Annotated in this window: 20 protein-coding genes and 2 tRNA genes; all 22 read left to right on the forward strand. The window is 29.5% G+C overall.

Annotation, left to right across the window (positions count from 1 at the left end):
• The first annotated feature begins 1 nt into the window (after position 1).
• On the forward strand, positions 2 to 880 hold the full coding sequence (locus H0I28_RS00130; protein ID WP_218752241.1) for an energy transducer TonB: 879 nt from the start codon (positions 2 to 4) through the stop codon (positions 878 to 880).
• A 17-nt stretch (positions 881 to 897) separates the two neighbouring features.
• Entirely contained in the window at positions 898 to 2,106 is a 1,209-nt protein-coding gene (locus H0I28_RS00135; protein WP_218759970.1) for a folylpolyglutamate synthase/dihydrofolate synthase family protein, read from the forward strand.
• A gap of 59 nt (positions 2,107 to 2,165) precedes the next feature.
• A tRNA-Val gene (locus tag H0I28_RS00140) sits at positions 2,166 to 2,243 on the forward strand.
• Between the two features lie 123 nt (positions 2,244 to 2,366).
• Positions 2,367 to 2,444 (forward strand) — tRNA-Val (locus H0I28_RS00145).
• A gap of 120 nt (positions 2,445 to 2,564) precedes the next feature.
• Positions 2,565 to 3,551: an SDR family oxidoreductase gene (locus H0I28_RS00150; protein WP_218759971.1), complete on the forward strand. Its 987-nt coding sequence runs from the start codon at positions 2,565 to 2,567 to the stop codon at positions 3,549 to 3,551.
• Complete coding sequence (locus tag H0I28_RS00155; protein WP_218759973.1) at positions 3,548 to 4,831, forward strand: nucleotide sugar dehydrogenase; 1,284 nt, start codon at positions 3,548 to 3,550, stop codon at positions 4,829 to 4,831. The genes H0I28_RS00150 and H0I28_RS00155 overlap by 4 nt, the downstream gene beginning before the upstream one ends.
• Before the next feature lie 4 nt (positions 4,832 to 4,835).
• Entirely contained in the window at positions 4,836 to 5,768 is a 933-nt protein-coding gene (locus H0I28_RS00160; RefSeq protein ID WP_218759975.1) for a Gfo/Idh/MocA family protein, read from the forward strand.
• 120 nt (positions 5,769 to 5,888) lie between these two features.
• Positions 5,889 to 7,010: a non-hydrolyzing UDP-N-acetylglucosamine 2-epimerase gene (gene wecB / locus H0I28_RS00165; protein ID WP_218759977.1), complete on the forward strand. Its 1,122-nt coding sequence runs from the start codon at positions 5,889 to 5,891 to the stop codon at positions 7,008 to 7,010.
• The gene (wecC, locus tag H0I28_RS00170) at positions 7,010 to 8,221 is read left to right on the forward strand and encodes a UDP-N-acetyl-D-mannosamine dehydrogenase (RefSeq protein ID WP_218759979.1); all 1,212 of its coding nucleotides are present in this window, start codon (positions 7,010 to 7,012) and stop codon (positions 8,219 to 8,221) included. The genes wecB and wecC overlap by 1 nt, the downstream gene beginning before the upstream one ends.
• A 355-nt stretch (positions 8,222 to 8,576) precedes the next feature.
• The gene (locus tag H0I28_RS00175; protein WP_025562360.1) at positions 8,577 to 9,008 is read left to right on the forward strand and encodes an adenylyltransferase/cytidyltransferase family protein; all 432 of its coding nucleotides are present in this window, start codon (positions 8,577 to 8,579) and stop codon (positions 9,006 to 9,008) included.
• A 124-nt stretch (positions 9,009 to 9,132) separates the two neighbouring features.
• Positions 9,133 to 9,555: an adenylyltransferase/cytidyltransferase family protein gene (locus H0I28_RS00180; RefSeq protein ID WP_218759981.1), complete on the forward strand. Its 423-nt coding sequence runs from the start codon at positions 9,133 to 9,135 to the stop codon at positions 9,553 to 9,555.
• Positions 9,556 to 9,632: 77 nt separating this feature from the next.
• Complete coding sequence (locus H0I28_RS00185; RefSeq protein WP_218759983.1) at positions 9,633 to 10,955, forward strand: UDP-glucose/GDP-mannose dehydrogenase family protein; 1,323 nt, start codon at positions 9,633 to 9,635, stop codon at positions 10,953 to 10,955.
• A 12-nt stretch (positions 10,956 to 10,967) separates the two neighbouring features.
• The gene (locus H0I28_RS00190) at positions 10,968 to 11,918 is read left to right on the forward strand and encodes a GDP-L-fucose synthase (RefSeq protein ID WP_218759985.1); all 951 of its coding nucleotides are present in this window, start codon (positions 10,968 to 10,970) and stop codon (positions 11,916 to 11,918) included.
• 78 nt (positions 11,919 to 11,996) lie between these two features.
• Entirely contained in the window at positions 11,997 to 13,127 is a 1,131-nt protein-coding gene (gmd, locus tag H0I28_RS00195; RefSeq protein ID WP_218759987.1) for a GDP-mannose 4,6-dehydratase, read from the forward strand.
• Between the two features lie 79 nt (positions 13,128 to 13,206).
• The gene (locus tag H0I28_RS00200; protein ID WP_218759988.1) at positions 13,207 to 14,721 is read left to right on the forward strand and encodes an MATE family efflux transporter; all 1,515 of its coding nucleotides are present in this window, start codon (positions 13,207 to 13,209) and stop codon (positions 14,719 to 14,721) included.
• Position 14,722: 1 nt separating this feature from the next.
• The gene (locus H0I28_RS00205; RefSeq protein ID WP_218759989.1) at positions 14,723 to 15,733 is read left to right on the forward strand and encodes a nitroreductase family protein; all 1,011 of its coding nucleotides are present in this window, start codon (positions 14,723 to 14,725) and stop codon (positions 15,731 to 15,733) included.
• Complete coding sequence (locus H0I28_RS00210; RefSeq protein WP_218759990.1) at positions 15,723 to 16,838, forward strand: polysaccharide pyruvyl transferase family protein; 1,116 nt, start codon at positions 15,723 to 15,725, stop codon at positions 16,836 to 16,838. The genes H0I28_RS00205 and H0I28_RS00210 overlap by 11 nt, the downstream gene beginning before the upstream one ends.
• A 6-nt stretch (positions 16,839 to 16,844) precedes the next feature.
• On the forward strand, positions 16,845 to 17,897 hold the full coding sequence (locus tag H0I28_RS00215; protein WP_218759991.1) for a glycosyltransferase family 4 protein: 1,053 nt from the start codon (positions 16,845 to 16,847) through the stop codon (positions 17,895 to 17,897).
• Positions 17,897 to 19,114 carry an O-antigen ligase gene (locus H0I28_RS00220; protein ID WP_218759992.1) on the forward strand — a complete coding sequence of 406 codons (1,218 nt, stop codon included), beginning with the start codon at positions 17,897 to 17,899 and terminating at the stop codon, positions 19,112 to 19,114. The genes H0I28_RS00215 and H0I28_RS00220 overlap by 1 nt, the downstream gene beginning before the upstream one ends.
• A 2-nt stretch (positions 19,115 to 19,116) precedes the next feature.
• On the forward strand, positions 19,117 to 20,004 hold the full coding sequence (locus H0I28_RS00225; protein WP_218759993.1) for a hypothetical protein: 888 nt from the start codon (positions 19,117 to 19,119) through the stop codon (positions 20,002 to 20,004).
• Positions 20,001 to 21,173: a glycosyltransferase gene (locus tag H0I28_RS00230; RefSeq protein ID WP_218759994.1), complete on the forward strand. Its 1,173-nt coding sequence runs from the start codon at positions 20,001 to 20,003 to the stop codon at positions 21,171 to 21,173. The genes H0I28_RS00225 and H0I28_RS00230 overlap by 4 nt, the downstream gene beginning before the upstream one ends.
• Complete coding sequence (locus H0I28_RS00235; RefSeq protein WP_218759995.1) at positions 21,173 to 22,327, forward strand: glycosyltransferase; 1,155 nt, start codon at positions 21,173 to 21,175, stop codon at positions 22,325 to 22,327. The genes H0I28_RS00230 and H0I28_RS00235 overlap by 1 nt, the downstream gene beginning before the upstream one ends.

A 22,327-nucleotide genomic window follows, 5' to 3' on the forward strand; every position in this document is an offset into this window, starting at 1 on the left:
AATGCAAATACTAAATACAACACATAAACGTAAATCTGCTGTAATTACAGCGGTTATTCTGGTGCTTATTATCTTCGGAATTCTAAATTACGGAATGCGTTATTTAGATCCTCCAGAAGAATATGGTTTGGCTATTAATTTTGGAACTTCAGAAGTTGGAAGTGGAGAACCAGTAGAAGATACAAAGAAAATTTCTGCTCCAGAAGTCGTTGAAGAGGAGGTTGAGGAAAAAGAGGTGGTTGAAGAAGTTGTAAAAGAAACTCCGCAAGAAGTAGTTAAAGAAGATATTATTACAGAAGAGACTTCTAAAGACGTTCCGGTTGTAGAAAAGATAAAAGAAGTAGTGAAAGAGCCTGTAAAAAAGGTTGTAGAAAAAAAGGTAGAAGTTGTAAAACCTGTTGAAAAGGAGGTTGTAAAAGAAATTCCGAAAGAAAAGCCAAAGCCATCTAAAGCAACTCAAGATGCGTTAAATAATTTATTAAACGGAAATTCTTCGGATGGAAAACCACAAGGAGAAGGAGATGATGCAAAGCCAGGTGTAAAAGGAAAAGAAACTGGAGATCCGGCTTCTTCTAAATACTATGGAAATACTGGAAGTGGTGATGGAGGTGATTATAATTTAGCGGGTAGAAGAGCGCTTTCTACACCAAAAGTTCAACCCGATTGTCAGGAAGAAGGGACTGTGGTGGTACAAATTCAAGTTAATAAAAATGGAAAAGTAATTTTTACAAAACCAGGATATAAAGGAAGTACTAATACAGCTCCCTGCCTACTTAAGGCAGCAAAAGAGGCAGCTCTAAGAACTACTTGGAATCCTGATGAAAAAGCACCCGCAAACCAAGTTGGGACAATTATTTATAAGTTTACCTTGTCTAAATAATCACGTATTTTTACAACATGAATTATCAACAAACATTAGATTGGATGTTTGCGCAATTACCTATGTATCAAAAAGAAGGTAAAACGGCATTCAAAAAAGATTTAACCAACACTTTAGCGCTTTCAAAAGAATTGGGTTTTCCAGAAAAAAAGTTTAAATCAATTCACGTTGGTGGTACTAACGGAAAAGGTTCTACAAGTCATATGTTAGCTTCTATTTTACAAGAAGCCGGTTATAAAGTAGGTTTGTATACTTCACCTCACTTAAAAAACTTTACCGAAAGAATTAGAATTAATGGAATTGAAATTTCAGAAAAGAAAGTTTTATCCTTTATAAAACAACACAAATATTTTTTAGAAACACAAAGATTGTCCTTTTTTGAAATGACAGTTGGTTTGGCTTTCGATTATTTTGCTGAAGAAAAAGTAGACATTGCTATTATAGAAGTTGGTTTAGGAGGAAGATTAGATTCTACAAACATTATTACTCCAGAGGTTTCTGTAATTACGAACATCGGTTTAGATCATACGCAGTTTTTAGGAGAAACATTACCAGAAATTGCTTTTGAAAAAGCAGGTATTATTAAAAACAAGGTTCCGGTTGTAATAGGAGAAGAACAAGAAGCTGTAAAAAGTGTCTTTATCGTTAAAGCGGAAGCGTGCAAAGTGCCTATTTCTTTTGCTTCGGATGATGATAAAAATTACAAGACGGACTTATTGGGCGATTATCAGCAAAAAAACACAAAAACAGCTGTTGCGGCCATTCAAAAATTAAAGGAATTCACAATATCTTCAGAAAATATTGAAAAAGGATTATTGAATGTTGTAAAAAACACCAATTTAAAAGGTAGATGGCAGATTTTACAAGAGAACCCAAAAGTAATTTGTGATACTGCTCATAATAAAGATGGGTTGCATATTGTGCTCAATCAATTAAAAAAAGAAACCTTTAATAAGATACATTTTGTTTTAGGAGTAGTTTCAGATAAGAAATTAGAAGAGGTTTTACCACTTTTTCCAGAAGTAGCAGCGTACTATTTTTGTAAGCCAGATATTCCAAGAGGTATGTGTGAAGTTGTTTTGCAAGAGCAAGCAAAAGAATTTGGTTTAATTGGAAAAAAATATCCTTCAGTAAAAGTTGCTTTTGAAGATGCGTTACTGAATGCAAATCAGGAAGATATCATTTATGTAGGAGGAAGTACTTTTGTTGTTGCTGAAATTATTTAAATAAAATATCATTTTTTACTTGGTAGAACTAAAATAAGTTTTATATTTGCAACCGCTTAGGGCAATTAGCTCAGTTGGTTCAGAGCATCTCGTTTACACCGAGAGGGTCGGGGGTTCGAATCCCTCATTGCCCACCAAAGCAAAATCCTTTACATTTATGTGAAGGATTTTTTGTTTTTAATAGATTTTTAAATAAAAATAAAATTATTTTTCATTTTGTTTGGTAGATCTAAATAAAGTATTATATTTGCAGCCGCTTAGGGCAATTAGCTCAGTTGGTTCAGAGCATCTCGTTTACACCGAGAGGGTCGGGGGTTCGAATCCCTCATTGCCCACCAAAAGCAAAATCCTTCACATTTATGTGAAGGATTTTTTGTTTTTAATGGTTTTTGATAAAGAGTCCAATGATTCTTTTATTATATTTGTTTCTTTATAAAAAATAGCTAAAAGATTTCTTAATGGATATAAAATTGTCAGGAAAAAAGATACTTGTTACAGGAGGTGCTGGTTTTATCGGTTCTAATTTGTGCGAGGCTTTACTTGAAAAGAAGAATACAGTAGTTTGTTTAGATAATTTTTCTACAGGGAAAAGAGAGAATTTAGTTTCGCTTATAGAAAACCCAGATTTCACTTTAGTTGAAGGAGATATTAGAATTTTAGAAGATTGTATGTTGGCAGCTTCTGGTGTAGATTATGTTTTGCATCAAGCAGCTTTAGGTTCAGTTCCTAGATCTATAAAAGATCCTATTACAACAAATGACGTTAATGTTTCTGGTTTTCTAAATATGTTAGTCGCAGCAAGAGATAACAATGTAAAAAGATTTGTGTTTGCAGCAAGTTCTTCTACCTACGGAGACTCAGAATCGTTACCAAAAGTAGAAGATGTTATAGGGAAACCATTATCTCCTTATGCAGTTACCAAATATGTAAATGAATTGTATGCAGATGTTTTTGGTAAAACGTATGGCTTAGAAACAATTGGGTTAAGATATTTTAATGTTTTTGGAAGAAAGCAAGATGCTAACGGAGCGTATGCAGCAGTAATACCTAAGTTTGTAAATCAGTTTATGAGTTTAGAATCTCCGGTTATCAACGGAGATGGTTCTTTTTCTAGAGATTTTACATATATAGACAATGTTATTCAGGCAAACTTATTAAGTTTAGTTGCGGATAAAGAAGCTGCTAATGAAATTTATAATGTTGCCTTTGGAGATAGAAACACTTTAATCGATTTATGTGATTCTTTAAAAGAGTTTTTATCAAATTATAATCCAAAAATTAAGGATGTAGAAGTTATTTTTGGTCCTAATAGAATTGGAGATATTCCGCATTCTCATGCAGATATATCAAAAGCTAAGAAATTATTAAATTATACCCCAGAGTTCTCTTTAAAAGAAGGATTAAAAGAATCGATAGATTGGTATTGGGAAAACTTAAATAAATGAGTAAAATTAAAATAGGTATTATTGGTTTAGGCTATGTTGGCTTACCATTAGCGAGGCTTTTTGCTACAAAATTTTCTGTTGTTGGTTTTGATATTAATCAACCTAGGATAGAAGAATTAAAATTAGGACAAGACAGCACAAGAGAAGTTTCTAAAGAGTTGTTGTTAGATGTTATAAATGAAGAGAATTCGGATGAAAAAGGATTGTTTTTTGCATCTAATTTAGAGGAGTTAAGAGGTTGTAATTATTTTGTAGTTACGGTTCCTACGCCAGTAGATAAGAATAACAGACCTGTTTTAACGCCTTTAATAAAAGCGAGTGAAACCGTTGGAAGTGTTGTTAAAAAAGGAGATATCGTAATTTATGAATCTACGGTGTATCCTGGTGCAACAGAAGAAGATTGTGTGCCTATTTTAGAAAGAGTTTCTGGTTTAGTGTTTAATAAAGACTTTTTTGTAGGATATTCTCCGGAAAGAATAAATCCGGGTGATAAAAAACATACTGTAGAAAAAATATTAAAAGTTACTTCTGGCTCTACGAAAGAAGTTGGTGAGAAAGTGAATGATTTATACGCGTCTGTGATTACAGCAGGTACACATTTAGCACCTTCAATAAAAGTTGCAGAAGCAGCAAAAGTAATCGAAAACTCTCAGAGAGATATTAATATTGCCTTTGTAAATGAGTTGGCTAAGATTTTTGGGTTGATGGATATCAATACACAAGATGTTTTAGAAGCTGCAGGAACAAAATGGAACTTTTTACCTTTTAAACCAGGTTTAGTTGGTGGACATTGTATTGGTGTTGATCCTTATTATTTAGCTCAGAAAGCACAAGAATATGGCTATCATCCAGAAATTATTTTAGCAGGTAGAAGAGTCAATGACGGTATGGGTAGATATGTAGCATCGGAAGTTGCTAAGTTGATGATTCAGAGAGATATTGAAGTAAAAGGAGCTGAAGTTTTAGTTTTGGGAATCACTTTTAAAGAGAATTGTCCGGATGTTAGAAACACAAAGGCAGTCGATCTTATTTATGAATTAAAGGATTACGGAGCAAACGTAACTATTTTTGATCCTCATGCAAATTCAAACGAAGTTGAAAGAGAATATCAGTTAGCGTCTAATATTATTTTACCAAAAAAGAAATTTGATGCTGTCATTTTAGTTGTGGCACACAAAGAATTTCTTAGTTTGGATTTTGCAGAACTTAAAAAAGAAAAATCAATTGTATACGATGTAAAGAATTTTTTAGATTCTAAACACGTAGATAAGTCACTATAAAGAAATGAAAAATTTTGCATTAATAGGTGCTGCAGGATATATTGCGCCAAGACATTTAAAAGCGATTAAGGAAACCAATAATCAGCTAATAGCAGCTTTAGATAAGTTTGATAGTGTTGGTGTAATGGATAGTTTTTTTCCGAAAGCAGATTTTTTTGTAGAATTCGAAAGATTTGATCGTCATATAGAAAAGTTAAAAAGAGGTGGTACACACTTAGATTATGTAAGTATTTGTACACCAAATTATTTACATGATTCTCATATTAGAATGGCTTTAAGAAGAGGAGCTGATGCCATTTGTGAAAAACCTATAGTTTTAAATCCTTGGAATGTTGATGCTTTAAAAGATATCGAAAAAGAATCTGGGCAAAAAATAAATACAATTTTACAATTAAGACTACACCCAAGTATTATTGCTTTAAAAAACAAAGTAGCGCTAGAAAATAAAGCAGGTAAATACGATGTCGATTTAACATATATTACTTCTAGAGGTAAATGGTATGATATTTCTTGGAAAGGAGATGAAAGTAAATCCGGAGGAATTGCAACAAACATTGGAGTCCATTTTTACGACATGCTTTCATGGATTTTTGGAGAAGTTCAAGAAAATATAGTACATCTTAGAGAGAAAGATAAATCAGCGGGATATTTAGAGTTTAAAAATGCTAGAGTACGTTGGTTTTTATCAATTAATGAAGAAGATTTACCGCAAGAAATAAAAGAAAAAGGACAAAGAACTTTTAGATCCATCACTATAGATGATCAAGAATTAGAGTTTAGTGCTGGTTTTACAGATTTACATACCAAGAGTTACGAGCAAATTTTAAAAGGAAACGGATTTGGATTGAAAGAGTCTGAAGAATCTATTAAAATTGTTCATAATATTAGAAATACAGCGATTAGTGCATTAGGAGAAAAACATCTGTTTGTTAAGTAAAAAGGATTTTCTAAATCAAAATCAGTTCATTTACAAGTATATCTAATTAGTCGTTACTAACTGTAAAGATGTTTTCTTGAAAATGAAGAATATAACATCAAATTATTTTGAATAAAAATAATGAAAAAAAAGAATCTATTAATTTTCGGAACAAGACCAGAAGCTATTAAAATGGCACCTTTAGTAAATCAGTTTTTAGCTGATAAAAGGTTTGAAACAAAGGTTTGTGTTACAGGTCAGCATAGAGAAATGTTAGATCAGGTTTTAAGTTTTTTTGATATTACTCCAGATTTCGATTTGTGTTTAATGAAGCCTAATCAGAATTTATACAACTTAACAGGAGAAGTAATTTCTGGGTTAAAACCTATTTTAGAATCATTTAATCCCGATTATGTTTTTGTGCATGGGGATACTACCACTACCATGGCAGCAAGTATCGCCGGTTTTTATTCCGGAGCAAAGGTTTGTCATGTAGAAGCTGGTTTAAGAACCCATAATATGTTGTCTCCTTTTCCGGAAGAAATGAATCGTCAGGTGGCAAGTAGAGTTGCTACATATCATTTTGCACCTACCATTAAATCAAAAGAAAATCTTTTACAAGAAAATGTATCCGAAGAAAATATTTTAATTACTGGAAACACGGTTATTGATGCTTTGTTAGAAAGTTCTAGTAGAGTAAGTAATTTGGATAATGTGGATGTTAAAGAAATTAAAAGTAAGATTAATTTTGATAAGAAAATCATTTTAGTAACGGGGCATAGAAGAGAAAATCACGGACAAGGATTTATAAATATTTGTGCTGCACTTAAAGAAATCGCACTTAATAATCCAAATGTAGAGGTTGTATATCCGGTTCATTTAAACCCGAATGTATTAAAGCCCGTAAATGAATTGTTAGGCGATGTTAGTAATATTCACTTGGTAAAACCATTGTCATACCCATCCTTTGTTTGGTTGATGAATCAGTCGTATTTAATAATCACAGATAGTGGAGGAGTGCAAGAAGAAGCACCTAGTTTAGGAAAGCCTGTTTTAGTGATGCGAGACACCACAGAAAGACCAGAAGCTGTAGAAGCAGGAACTGTTATTTTAGTGGGTACAGATTGCAATAAGATTGTAAAGGAAACACAAGGGTTGCTAGATGATTCAAAAAAATATCAATCAATGAGTTCTTTACACAATCCGTACGGAGATGGAAAAGCGTGCAAAAGGATTATTGAATTTATTTTAAATTTAGAATAATGAAACAAGTAGAAGTTGTAACAGTAGGTTTAGGTTATATTGGTTTGCCTACATCAGCATTAATAGCACAAAACGGCATTCAAGTTCATGGTGTAGATGTTAATCAGCATGTGGTAGATACTATTAATCAAGGTAAAATACATATCATTGAGCCAAGTTTAGACATTGCTGTAGAAGAAGCTGTAAAAAAAGGTTTTTTAACTGCGGATATAAAACCAGTGGAAGCTGCTACTTATTTAATTGTGGTACCTACTCCTTTTAAAGGAAACCATGAGCCAGATATTTCTTATGTGGAATTGGCAACAAAGAATATTATTCCGTTTTTAAAAGAAGACGATTTATATATTATAGAATCTACTTCACCTATTGGTACTACAGAAAAAATGAGAAGACTTATTTACGATGTAAGACCAGAGCTAAAAGGTAAATTAAACATTGCCTATTGTCCGGAAAGAGTTTTGCCTGGAAATGTAATGCATGAATTGGTTTATAATGATAGAGTTATTGGAGGTGTAGATGAAAAATCTACCCAAAAAGCAATTCGTTTTTACAAACAATTTGTAAAAGGAGCGCTGCATGCTACAAATGCAAGAACAGCAGAAATGTGCAAGTTAACAGAAAATTCCTCTAGAGATGTACAGATTGCATTTGCCAATGAGCTTTCATTAATTTGTGATAAAGCGGATATAAATGTTTGGGAGTTAATTAATTTAGCAAATAAGCATCCAAGAGTTAATATTCTACAACCTGGTTGTGGCGTTGGAGGGCATTGCATTGCTGTAGATCCTTATTTTATTGTCTCAGATTACCCAATGGAATCTAAGATTATTGGTACGGCTCGTGAGGTAAATAATTACAAGTCTTTTTGGTGTGCAGAAAAGATTCAGAATGAGAAATTAAAATTTGAATTAAAGCACGGTAGAAAACCAAGTATTGCCCTAATGGGATTGGCTTTTAAACCAAATATTGATGATTTACGTGAATCTCCGGCAAAATATATTGCCCAAAAAGTTTTACAAAACACAAACAATGAAGAGTACTTTATTGTTGAACCTAATATTACCGAACATAATGTTTATAAAATTACAAATTATAAAGAAGCTTTTAAAAAGGCAGATATTATAGTTTATCTAGTTGCGCATAACGAATTTAAAACATTGCCAACAGATAGTGATAAAGTTGTTTTAGATTTTTGTGGTGTTAATAGATGATTAAATATTGAATAAAAATAATTTATTGAAGCTTTTTTTTGAAAGAGTGATTTTTTTAAACCTTTTTATTAGCAGGTAAGTAAAGCGGTTACTTCTCTTTATACAATTCTTTTTAGGTTTTTTATATGTAAATGTTTTTTTTTTAGGGGGAACTATCAAAGTATGAACTCTCTGACTACCTTATAAATATAATTTTGTTAGATGTTTAATGTAAGTCGCTTTTTATGAGGTTTTTATGTTTTTTTTATTGTTTTATTTCATTTTTATTATATTTAACGTTGAAATTACTTCTATTTAGGAAGAACCTTTTTTTTTTAAATAATTAACATATATTTGCTCAAAAAAAAAGAAACTTATGAAAGTTGGGATAACCTTTAGTGCTTTTGATTTATTTCATGCAGGACATGTAAAAATGTTAGAAGATGCAAAAGAACAATGTGATTATTTAATTTGTGGTATACAGACAGATCCTACTTTAGATCGTCCGGAAAAGAATATGCCAGTACAGTCAGTCGTAGAAAGATACATTCAACTAAAAGGGTGTAAATACGTAGATGAGATTGTTCCTTATGCAACAGAACAAGATTTAGAAGATATTTTAAGATCTTTTAAAATAGATGTTAGAGTTATAGGAGATGAGTACGCTAGCAAACAATTTACAGGTAGAAAGTATTGTGAAGAAAAAGGAATCGACTTATACTTCAATAAAAGAGAACACCGTTTTTCTAGTAGTGGGCTTCGTAAAGAGGTACAAGAAAAAGAGAATTTAAAAAAGAAAGAGAAATAGGTAAACGTTTTTTATACATTTTAGAAATAAGATGGTGCTTATTGGGTGATTTTTTAATTGGTCGATAATCAAGGGAAAACACCTATTAATCTGTTTAATAAATTAATTTATATTTGCAAAAAAGATGAAAAAACTAATCATAGTATCAGGATATTTTAACCCTATTCACAAAGGACATTTGGAGTATTTTAATAATGCGAAGGCTTTAGCAGATGAATTGTTTGTAATTGTAAATAGCGATCTTCAAAGAGGGCTAAAAGGATCTAAAGAATTTCAAAAAGAAGAAGAACGTTTATTTATTGTAGAGAACATTAAATCTGTAGATAAAGCTATGATTTCTGTAGATAACGATAGAACCGTTTGTGCTTCTATACGTGCTATTCATGAAAAGTATGGAAAAGAGTATCAAATAGGTTTTGCCAATGGAGGAGATCAAGACAATAACTCTATCCCTGAAGCACCTGTTTGTAAAGAATTAAATATTGACTTGATTGATGGTTTGGGAGATAAAATACAATCATCTTCGTGGTTGTTAAAAAATAATTAGAAAGAAAACACTTATTTTAAGTGTTTTTTTATGTTGATATCTTAAATAAAATTGAATATTAAAAAATAAAAAGAATTATGAATATTGCTGTTATCGGTTCAGGTTATGTTGGTTTAGTATCTGGTACTTGTTTCGCAGAAATGGGGAACAAAGTTACTTGTGTAGATATAGATCAAAAGAAAATTCAAAAATTAGAGGAAGGAATCATTCCTATTTTTGAACCAGGTTTAGAACAAATGGTTTTAAAAAATGTAAAAAATAAAAACTTATTTTTTACTACGAAACTAGGAGAAGCTATCAGTGATGCAGAAATTGTTTTTATTGCTGTTGGTACGCCAATGGGAGATGATGGTTCTGCAGATTTACAATATGTTTTAGCTGTTGCTAAATCTATTGGTGAAACCATGCAAAAAAGATTAATAGTGGTAGATAAATCTACTGTACCAATTGGTACAGCAGACAAAGTAAAAGCGACTATTCAGGCAGAGTTAGATAAAAGAGGATCTGACTTAGAGTTTAGTGTAGTTTCTAATCCTGAATTTTTAAAAGAAGGAGCGGCAATCGATGATTTCATGAAACCAGATAGAGTGGTAATTGGAGCAGATTCTGAATATGCTTTTGAATTAATGAAGCAATTGTATTCTCCTTTCTTTAGAACGCATGATCGTTTTATTACTATGGATATCCGTTCTGCAGAAATGACAAAATATGCTGCAAACACAATGTTGGCTACAAAAATTTCATTTATGAATGAGATTGCAAATATTTGTGAAAGAGTTGGTGCAGACGCAAACATGGTTCGTATCGGTATTGGTTCTGATAAGAGAATTGGGTATAGTTTTATTTATCCAGGTGCAGGTTATGGAGGTTCTTGTTTTCCTAAAGATGTAAAAGCTTTAAAGAAAATAGCCGAAGAAAACGGATATAAAGCAAACTTAATAGAATCTGTAGAGAATGTTAATGATGCTCAGAAATTAGTAATTGCTAACAAGATTGTAAAACGTTTTGGAGAAGATTTATCAGGTATGACTTTTGGTTTATGGGGATTGGCTTTTAAACCGGGTACAGATGATATGAGAGAAGCACCAGCAATTTATATTGTTAAAGAATTAGAAAAAAGAGGTGCAAAAGTAAAAGCCTATGATCCTAAAGCAATTGAGGAGTCAAAAGAGTTTTACTTAAAAGAGGCTAAAAATATAACCTATTGTACTTCTAAATACGAAGTTTTACAAGACTCAGATGCATTAATTTTGCTAACAGAATGGAAAGAATTTCGTTCTCCAGATTTTGTAGAAATTAAGCAACAATTAAAGAATCCTATTATTTTTGATGGTAGAAATCAATACAATGCTTTTAATTTAGAAGAAAAAGGATTTGAATATTTCCAAATAGGAAAATAATATAATTGTAATATGAATAAGGACACTAAAATTTATATTGCTGGTCATAGAGGTATGGTAGGTTCTGCAGTATGGAGAACTTTAGAGGAGAAAGGATACACCAATTTAATAGGGAAATCTAGTAAAGAGTTAGATTTAAAAAATCAAGAAGCAGTTCTTGATTTTTATCATACAGAGAAACCTGAAGTTGTTATTGATGCAGCAGCTAAAGTAGGTGGTATTTTAGCGAATAATAATTTTCCATACCAGTTTTTGATGGAGAATATGCAAATTCAAAATAATTTAATTGACAGTGCATTAAAAGTAGGAATTGAGAAATTTATTTTTTTAGGTAGTTCTTGTATTTATCCTAAATTTGCGCCGCAACCATTAAAAGAAGAGTATTTGTTAACGGATTCTTTAGAGCCGACAAATGAATGGTATGCAATTGCAAAAATTACAGGTGTAAAAGCTTGTCAGGCAATTAGAAAACAATTTCAAAAAGATTATGTAAGCTTAATGCCTACAAATTTATATGGTACACATGATAATTTCGATTTAAAATCTTCTCATGTGTTACCTGCTATGATACGTAAATTTCATGAGGCAAAAATGAATAATAATTCAGATGTTACCTTATGGGGAAGCGGAACGCCAATGCGTGAGTTTTTGTTTGTAGATGATATGGCAGAAGCAGTTTTGTATGCTTTAGAAAATGAATTGCCAGAATACCTATACAATATAGGTACTGGTGAAGATTTGACGATTAAAGAATTGGCAGAAACGATTCAGGAAGTAACAGGACATCAAGGAACTATTGTTTGGGATGCTGATAAACCAGACGGAACACCAAGAAAGTTGATGGATATTTCTAAAATGCACAACTTAGGTTGGAAGCATAAAGTTGATTTAAAACAAGGGATTGAAAAAACCTACACTTGGTTTTTAAAAAATATTGAAAATTTTAAAGAGGTTAAATTGTAAAAGTCGTTTTTCGTCTTTCGTTTGTCGTTCATCGAACAACGAAAATCGACCAACGAACAACGAACAACGAAAAAAATTATGAATAAAGTAGCATTAATTACAGGAATTACTGGACAAGACGGCTCATATTTAGCTGAGTTATTATTAGAAAAAGGATATATAGTACATGGTATTAAAAGAAGGTCTTCTCTTTTTAATACCAATAGAATTGATCATTTATACCAAGATCCACACGATCCTGATCAAAGATTAAAATTGCATTATGGAGATTTAACAGACGCAATGAATCTTACTCGTATCATTCAAGAATGTCAACCAGATGAAATTTACAATCTAGGGGCAATGTCTCACGTAGCTGTTTCTTTTGATACTCCAGAATATGTAGGTAATGTTGATGGATTGGGAACTTTAAGAATCTTAGAAGCAGTAAGAATTTTAGGTTTAGAAAAGAAAACAAGAATTTATCAAGCATCTACTTCAGAGTTATATGGTGGGATGCCAGAAAATAAAAATGAAAGAGGTTTCTATGATGAATCTTCTCCATTTTACCCTCGTTCTCCTTATGGAGTAGCAAAAATTTATGGTTTTTGGATTACTAAAAACTATAGAGAAGCCTATAATATGTTTGCTTGTAATGGTATTTTATTTAACCATGAGTCTCCAAGAAGAGGAGAAACTTTTGTAACAAGAAAAATTACCCGTGCTGTAGCTAAAATTGCATTAGGATTACAAGAAAAAGTGTTTCTAGGGAATTTAGAAGCAAAACGTGATTGGGGACATGCGAAAGATTATGTTCGTATGATGTGGATGATTTTACAAGCAGATAAACCAGAAGACTGGGTAATTGCAACAGGTGTTACTACAACTGTAAGAGATTTTGTACGTTTGGCTTTTAGTGAAGTTGGCATAGAAGTAGAATTTAAGGGAGAAGGAGTAGAGGAAAAAGCCTTTGTTGTAGCTTGTAACCATAAAGATTTTCAAATAGAAATTGGGAAAGAAGTATTATCTGTAGATCCATCTTATTTCCGTCCAACAGAAGTAGATTTATTAATTGGTGACCCTTCTAAAGCAAAGAACGAATTAGGTTGGGTGCCAGAGCACGATTTAGCCTCTTTGGTAAAAGATATGATGAAAGGAGATGTTGCAATAATGAAAAAAGATGTTGTATTGTTGAAAGCAGGGCATGAGATTTTAAAACAAGCAGAATAATTTTTTTGTCAAAAAAATAATAATATTTCAAGAAGGTAGTTGATTTACTTTCTTGAAATATTTTTAATAATTAATTTAAATGCAAGCATCTCATAAAGTTATATTTAATACAGGAATTACTTATTTAAGGTCTTTAATAACCGTTTTTATAACTTTATATAGTACTAAATTAATTATAAAGGCACTAGGTGTAGAAGATTTTGGATTGTATAGTCTAATTGGTGGTGTTGTAGGGATGTTAGCTTTTTTTAAGTCGGCTTTAACTTCTTCTACACAGAGATTTATATCCTTTAATTTAGGAAAAGGTTTAATGGATGAAGTTAAACGAGTTGTTGCTAATAGTTTTTTAATTCATATTTTAACAGGTTTAATTATTGTTTTAGTTGTAGAGGTAATAGGTCAATATTTTATCACACACAAACTTGTTATTGCTCCCGATAGATTAGATACAGCAATAATTATTTTTCACTTTGTTGTAGCTTCAACATTTGTAACAATTGCGACAGTTCCATTTGATGCCGTTTTAAATGCACACGAAAATATGCTTGTATTGGCTATTTTGGGTATTATTGAAACAGTACTTAAACTTTTAGTAGCAATAATATTAAGTTATATTGTAAATTATGATAAGTTAATTCTTTATTCTGTTTTACTTTTTTCTGTGCTAATACTAATTAATGGAATAAAATGGATTTATTGTTATAGGAAATATAAAGAAACAAAAGTTTCTTTAGTTAAGGATATAGATATATCAGAAATAAAAAGTCAAACAAGTTTTGCTGGATGGAATTTATTTGGGGCGGCTTGTTCAATGGGTAGAGGTCATGGTATTGCTATTATTTCAAATATGTTTTTTGGTACAGTTGTAAATGCCGCATTTGGTATTGCAAATCAAGTAAAATCTCAAGCAAGTTTTTTTTCGGCAACTATATTAAGAGCTATTAATCCTCAAATAATGAAAAGTGAAGGAGCAAATGATAGACAAAGAATGCTTAGGTTGTCTATGATGGCTTCTAAATTTGGTTTCTTTTTAATAGCTTTTATTGCAATACCCTTAATATTTGAAATGGATAACATTATACACTTGTGGTTAAATGAAACCCCAAAATATGCTGTTGTTTTTTGTCAACTTTTACTTATTGGAGCAGTAATAGAACAATTAACTGTTGGTATTAAATCTGCAATTCAATCAGTAGGTAATATAAAAAAGTATATGATTTTAACAGGAGGGTTACTTTTGTTAAATATGCCAGTTTCTTATTTTTTTCTAAGTTTGGGGTATAAAGCAGAGGTAGTATTATATGTATATATAATTATAGAAGTATTGTCTGGAGTATTAAGAGTTTACTTAACACATAAAATTGTAGGTAATTTAATTGGTTTTTATTTAAAGGATGTTATTTTAAAGATATTAGTACCTACTTTATTTTCTATAGCAGCATGTATTTTAATGACAAGAATTAAAGATTTATCATTTATATATACTTTTATTGTTGCATCGAGTCTTTTTCTATTAGTGGCATATTTTATTGGTTTGTCAAAAAATGAAAAAATAATAATAAATTCAATAACATCAAGAATTATCAAAAAATAAAATGAAAACAAAAATAGCAAGCTTAATTCCTTCGTCTTTAAAACAAAAACGTAGAAATGTTTTGTTTTATATGAAAGCCTTACGAGCTAATACATATGATCTTAATAGATATTTTAAATATAGTTCTACTAATGGATTAAACACAGAGAAAGGTTTAATCTCAAAAATAATAATGGAATACCATGCCTTAGAAAAAGGGATGACAATGCCAGATATTAGATATGGATTTGGAATGAATAGAGTTAATGGACTTATTAACCTTTGTAATAGGTACTCTAATAGATATAATTCTAATCATCCTCAATATATTAATGCGGTAGGTGTTTTAATAGAGTATTTAAGCGTTCATAATAAAAATAAAATTAATATTCCAGAAGAAATAAAAACTGGTATTTTAAATTTAAAAACAGAAACAAATTTTCAATCAACAAAACAAATAAATAAAAATAAAGAAGATTATTTTAAACTTAATAAGTCTAATTTTCTAGAATTTGCTAACTCAAGACATAGTTTAAGAAATTATTCTCAAGAAAATGTTGATTTAGAATTAATAAAATCAGCTATAGATTTTACAAAAAATACACCTTCTGTTTGTAATAGACAATCAGTTTTTTGTCATGTGTTTACAGATAAAGATCAAATAGCAAGTATATTAAAAGTGCAAGGAGGAAATAGAGGTTTTGGTCATTTAACGAATAAATTAATTGTTGTAACTTCAGATTTAAATACATTTTTTGGAGAAGGAGAACGTAATCAAGCGTTTATTGATGGAGGTATGGTTGCAATGAATCTGTTGTATTCTTTACATTATAATCAATTAGGAGCTTGTATCTTAAATTGTAGTAATTCTGTCGTTAAAGATAAAAATATGCGTAAAGTTACTGGTGTTAAAGAATCACATGTGTTTATAGCTATGATTAGTTGTGGGCATGTACCTGATAATTTTTTAATTGCTGCTTCAAAAAAAGATACATTAAAATATAGACTAAATATTGATGGAAATGAAATATAATAAAATAGGATTATTAACCTTTCAATCTAGTAATAACTACGGAGCTTTACTACAGTGTTATGCATTAAGTACAACACTAGAAGAACTTGGTTTTAATGTTCAAATTTTTAATTTAAAAAAAGAACACATAAAAGATATTGAAGACTTACCTTTTTTACCTAGAAACAAAAGAGTTCTTAAAAAAAATGTTAATAATGCTATATTTGAAAGTGCTTTTAGTGATTTTAGAAAAAAGTATTTAAATAATAAATTTACTACAGAAATAGAAACTAAAGATATGCTAAAAGATTTTTCAGAATCTTTTGATGCTGTTGTAGTTGGTAGCGATCAAGTATGGCGAGGTGCTTATACAAAGAAATTACAATCTAGTTTCTTTTTTGATTTTATATCTGATAAAACAAGAAAGATTTCTTACGCGGCAAGTTTTGGTTTAGATTATTTTGAAGGTTATAAAAATAATGAAGCAGAAATTAATACATTAATAAATAAATTTGATGCTATTTCTGTTAGAGAGGCAGAAGGTGTTAAAATTTGTAAAGAAACTTTTAATGTAGAAGCTATTCATGTTTTAGATCCTGTTTTTCTATTATCTAAAGAAAGATATCAAAAAATAATCGATCCAGAATTTAAGAAAAACACTAATAAGTATGTTGCTTATTATTTTTTAAACCCAGATTCTTATAGAAAATCAATATTAACTTCTATAAAAGAGAAATTTAGTATTGATGAAGATATAAATATCTATACAAATGATAAGTTCAGTTTTAGAAGTCCAAGTTTTAACTTATCTAAGTATAAATTTAAATCTTTTTCTACTTGGTTAGGAGAACTTAAAAATGCAGATTTTGTAGTTACAGATTCATTTCATGGTTTAGCTTTTTCAATTATTTTTAATAAACAATTTGTTTGTATTGCAAACTCTAAAAGAGGTGCATCTAGAATGAAAAGCTTATTAAATCTTTTTAAATTAAATCATAGATTAATAAATGAAGGAGAGCAGATTAATTTTGATACTTTAACACCAATAGATTACATTGAAGTAAATAAAACCATTAACAATCAGAAACAAAAATCTATAGATTTTTTACAAAAATCTATTTTGTAAATAATTATGAAAGTTTTTTTTACGCCATATTATAAGAATAACCCATACCAAAAAAGAATTATTGATAAGTTTTCTGATTTAGGAATGCATATTGATATTGCTGCTACTGGAGCTGGTGCTTTTTTTAAAACACCAAAATTAAAGGAAGCAAATATTATTCATTTCCATTGGTTTGAACCATTTATAAAATCTAACTCTTACACTAAATCTTTATTTAAAGCATTTGTTTTTTTAGTTAGACTGTATTTCTTTAAAAAAGATAAGAAGTATGTTTGGACGGTTCATAATCTTGTAAATCATGAGAAAAAAAATGTAAGTATAGATCGTTTTTTTTTATTTTTCTTTAAAAGGTTAATAGATTCTTTTTTTGTACATAATACATTTACCAAAGAAAAATTGGTAAAAGAGTTTGGTATTTCTGAAAATAAAATATTTTTAATTCCGCATGGTAATTATTGCGATGATTATTCTCCTTTTTTAGGAGATAAGAAAGCGTTTAAAAAAGATATTATAAAAATACCTGAAGACAAATTTACATTTACTTTTTTAGGAAATATTCGTCCTTATAAAGGTGTCTTAGATCTTATAAGTGCCTTTAAAAGTATGAACAACGATAACTGTCAATTATTAATTTGTGGACACGTTACCAACCCTGAAGATAAGGCACTAATTATATCTAAAATAGCAGGTTATTCTAACATATATTTTAAACCAGGTTACGTAGCAAATAACGAATTACAAGGATATATTAAAACCTCTGATGTAATGGTGTATCCATATAAAGATATTTTAACCTCTGGTAGTTTAATTTTAGGAATGTCTTTAAAAAGTGCTTGTTTGGTTTCTAATGTAGGTAGTATGGCAGAGTTGATAAACAAAGAGTTTGTTTTTAACAATACAGATGATTTAGTTGTAAAAATGGATGCATTAGCTAGTATGGATGCTCTTAAAATTAAACAAGTTGGTATTGCTAACTTTAAAAAAATAGAAGCAGACACTTGGTTAAAAATGGCTACTAGTTTAAAAGATGTTTATTCTAACTTAACGAAGCATAACTAATGGAACATATACAGAAACTTAGTAGTAGGCTGCATGTGTATTTTTTAATAGCACCTATTTATTTGCGTTTAATTGCACCTGAAGGTTTGGAGTTCTCATTAACAACAAACATTTTAGGCTATAGTTTCTTTTTACCTGAAATATGTTTTTTTTTATTACCTTTTGTAGCGCCTTTAAGTTTAAAAACATTAAGTAAAAATTATTACCTAATACTTCTTACGTTTTTAGGTATTTTTTTAGGGTATTTATCTGCTGTAAACGGTGGGTCTTACCAAGTAGTTAATAATTTTTTAGCTGGTACAGATTTCTATAGTACATTATTGGTGTTTTTATTTTTTCCTTTAAAAAAAGAAAATGTAAAATTTTTATTAAAACCAACACTTGTGTTGGCTACTATTATTGGTTTACAAATTATTTTATATAGTTTCGGTTTTCTATCTTATGAGAAAGATCTGTCTACTAACGATGGCTTTTCTGGTATTAGCAGAATAAGTACAACTATAGCTGCGTCTACAGGTACAGCAGTAGCTTTTTTTTTAATGAATATTATATTGTACACCGTAATTCCAGATAAATTAAAAAAAGCTTTTATACTTATAGCTGTTATTGTAGGTAGTATTACACTAACAAGAAGTGTTATGATAGCAAATATAATTTTGCTTTTTTTTATATTTAAAAGAGACAAACGTGTAAAACTTAATAAAAATAAAAAGGTTTTTAGATTTTTAGGAATCATTGTTTTATTAATAGGCTTAATTTTTTCTTTAAATAAAATTGGTATTTTAGATAGTATTACCTCTAGAAACGATAGTTTAGAATCAGGGAATATAGATGTTTCTAATGGGCGTTTTAGTAGATGGGAATCTAGTTTTGTTTTTTTTAATGAGTACCCTATCCTAGGCACAGGAGCTAATTTTGTAACCATGCATAAAAGAGCCAGGTATGCTAAAGTAGATTCTAAAAACTTATTTTCTCCTCATAATGCATTTGTATTGGTATTAATGGAGCGGGGTGTTGTTGGGATAGTTGTTTTTATTTTAATAATGTACCTATTAATTAGACCAATTAAAAGGAAGGATAATAGTGTTTTAAAAATAACACTATTACTTTCTGCGGTTATTTTTATGAATACGGAGATAGTGATACTATTTTCTGAGTTTGGAGGTCTATTTTTTATTATTTGGAATTTATCTAAAATTCCAAAATTAAACTCATAATTATGAAAAAATATATTTACTGGTTTGTATTCCTTTTACTTTTTTTTGAGGTTTTTTTAAGGTTTTTTTTTGGGTTTTGCGATGATGTTTTATTAAGGGAAGATTCTGATTTTGAATATATCGCAAAAGAAAATCAAAGCCGCTATAGATTTAGAAATAATATTTACTATAATTCATTTTCAATGAGAAGTGAAGAAATAGATAGTAATAGTATTACCATATTAGGTTTAGGTGATTCTATTTTAAATGGAGGAGTACTTACAGATCAAGACTCTTTGGCTACTAGTATTCTTTCAAAAAAAATATCTAATTTATATGATAAAAAAGTTCAATTTTTAAATGTTTCTGCCGGAAGTTGGGGGCCAGATAATTGTTATACATATTTAAAAAAGTATGGTAATTTTAATGCTAGCTCAATATTCTTATTTGTTAGCTCACATGATGCGTATGATAACATGGATTTTAAAAAAATTATAGGTATTAATAAGAGCTTCCCGAATAAACAGTATTTTTCTAGTATTTATGAAATTGTAGATAGATACTTGTTACCAAGGTTAAAAAGAACAAAGAAAAAAGTTACTAATAATAGTTTAGGAATTAATAAAAAAAAGAAGAATAGCAAATTTAACTCTGGTTTTAATGCAATTTATTCATATTCTAAAACAAATAATATACCACTTGTAATTTATCTTCATGCAGAAAGTGAGGAGGTTAAAAAAGGGAGTTATAATGAACAAGGTAAAGAAATAATTAAGTTTGCTTCTCAAAATAATATCGAATTGTTATTAGATATAAAAGAAAGCTCTACTTTAGACTTTAGAGATAAAATTCATTTTAATGAAAGTGGACAGAAAAAAATGGCAGAAATAATTTTTAATTATATTAAATGAAAAGCAAAATAGTATTTTTAACGTTTCACAACTGGGAGTCTAAGAGGCAAGGTGGGTTTCATAAATTTGCAGAAGAGTTTGCAAATAAAGGATGGAGAGTGTTTTTTTTTAGTGTACCAAGACCATATTATTCTTATTTTAAAAATGATGAAAGGCTAAATAAAACTGTTTTAAAAAATTTAAGTAAAGGTTTAGAGTATTCTATAGGTAAAGGAAGTTTATTAAATTTAACATTACCTACATTTGCTTTACCAGGAGGTTTAAGAAAATTTTTCTCTAATAAAGTAAATAAATTTTTACAAAAAACATCCTTACAAAATACCAATAAATTTTTACAAGATAAATTTAAAGGAGTTACCCATTTTGTGTTTGAATCTAATGAGGCTTTATTGTATTATAAAAAAATAAGAAAATTATTTCCAGATGCTAAAATAATTTATAGACCTTCAGACCCTGTTTGTGCAAATAAAAATGCAAGTTTACACATTGTAGAGGCAGAAAAGGAAATATTATTTAATGCAGATTTGGTTTTTTTAGTAAATAAAGAAAACTTTGATACTGTTACAGGTTTTTATAAAGAGTACACCAAGTCTAAAAATTGTGCTATTTTAAACAATGGTGTAGATATGGATGCTTACACGCAAACATATAGTATCCCCAATGCTTTACAAAAAGAAAATACGGTGTTGTATGTTGGCGCAAGAGATATTGATTGGGACATGATTGTTGAAGCAGCTAATTTAGACAAGCATTTAAACTTTGTAATTGTATGTCCAGAAATACCAAATGAAAACTTTATAAATTATACAAATCTTAAAAATACAAATCTTTTTTATATAGACGGTATTAAGCCTACAGACGTACCAAAATATATCACAAATGCAGATGTAGTAATTGTACCGAATCCTAAAGATAGGTACAAAACTAAAAACTGGGGTATAACAGCCAAATACTTACAAGCTATGGCCGCAAAGAAACCTATTGTAGCCTACCACGATGGTGAGTATTTAAAAGATTATGAAATAGAACCAGTATATAATACAACAGACTTTTTATTAAAAATTAATACAGCTTTAAAGAAGCCGGTTGTAAATTATAATTATAATTTAGCCGAAAGAGATTGGACTGTTTTAACAGAAAAATTTTATAACTCAATTATTAATTTGTAATGAAAAAGATAGTATTTATAACCAGACATGATCCTACCAAATTAGGTGGAGGAGCATTTGCTACAAGAGCTTATTTAGAAGCATTAAACAAAATATACCCTAAACAGGTAGTTCTTTTTGTGGCAGACTCTTATGAAGATAATGTATTAAGTTACGAGTCTTCTAAAATTATTAAAGTGCTACCAAGAACAAAGTTTAGTGCTATTTTAGGAATCTTAATAGGAAAACTAACTAGGTTTGATACAGTAATTAAATCTTGGGTAAAAGACAATAAAGATACTATAGACACCGTAGTTTTTGATGGTAGTATTATTGGAGGTAATTTTATAAACATATTTAAAAAATATAATTGTAAACTAGTAACCATACATCATAATTACGAAGTAGAATATCATAAAGAAAATAAAAGTATAGAAACCATTAGAGGTTCTTTTTTATATTGGATTAAAAAGTTTGAAAAAAGGGCGTATGTATCTTCAAATATCAATTTATTTTTAACCAAGCCAGATTTAAGTTTATTTATCCGTAAATATGGTGATAATAATTCTGTAAAAGAAGTTTTAGGTTGTTTCGAGTTTAATAAAAAGGAAACAGTAAAAAAAGTTATAGATAGCGCTACTATTAATTTTAATACTATAAAGCTAGTTATTAGTGGTTCATTGGTAACTTATCAGACATTAGATGGTGTTAATTGGTTTTTAGATACTATTTATCCTAAATTAAAAGAAAAGTATACAAATATAGAATTAACAATTACTGGTAGATCTCCTAGTGAAGAATTGATAGAGAAATGTAAAAGCTTAAAAGTAAATATAATTCCATCACCAAAAGATATTAGAAAAATAATTGCAGAAGCAGATATGTATATTTGCCCTACCAGATTAGGAGGTGGTTTAAAATTAAGAATAATGGATGCCTTGGCTTTAGGTTTGCCTAGTATTATACAAGAAAAGTCTTACAGAGGTTATGAAAAAATTGGTAAATCTGAATATGTAACCAAATTTTCTAATGAAGTAGATTTCTTTCCTGTATTTGAGGAATTATTATTAAATGTAAATAAAAACAGCAGTTGTAAAGAGTATATAAGTAATGAATACCTAAAAGAGTTTTCTTTTAACGCAGGAGTTGTTAGATTTAAAACTTTTTTAAAATAA

The organism is Polaribacter sp. AHE13PA, from assembly GCF_019278505.1.
Taxonomy (GTDB): domain Bacteria; phylum Bacteroidota; class Bacteroidia; order Flavobacteriales; family Flavobacteriaceae; genus Polaribacter.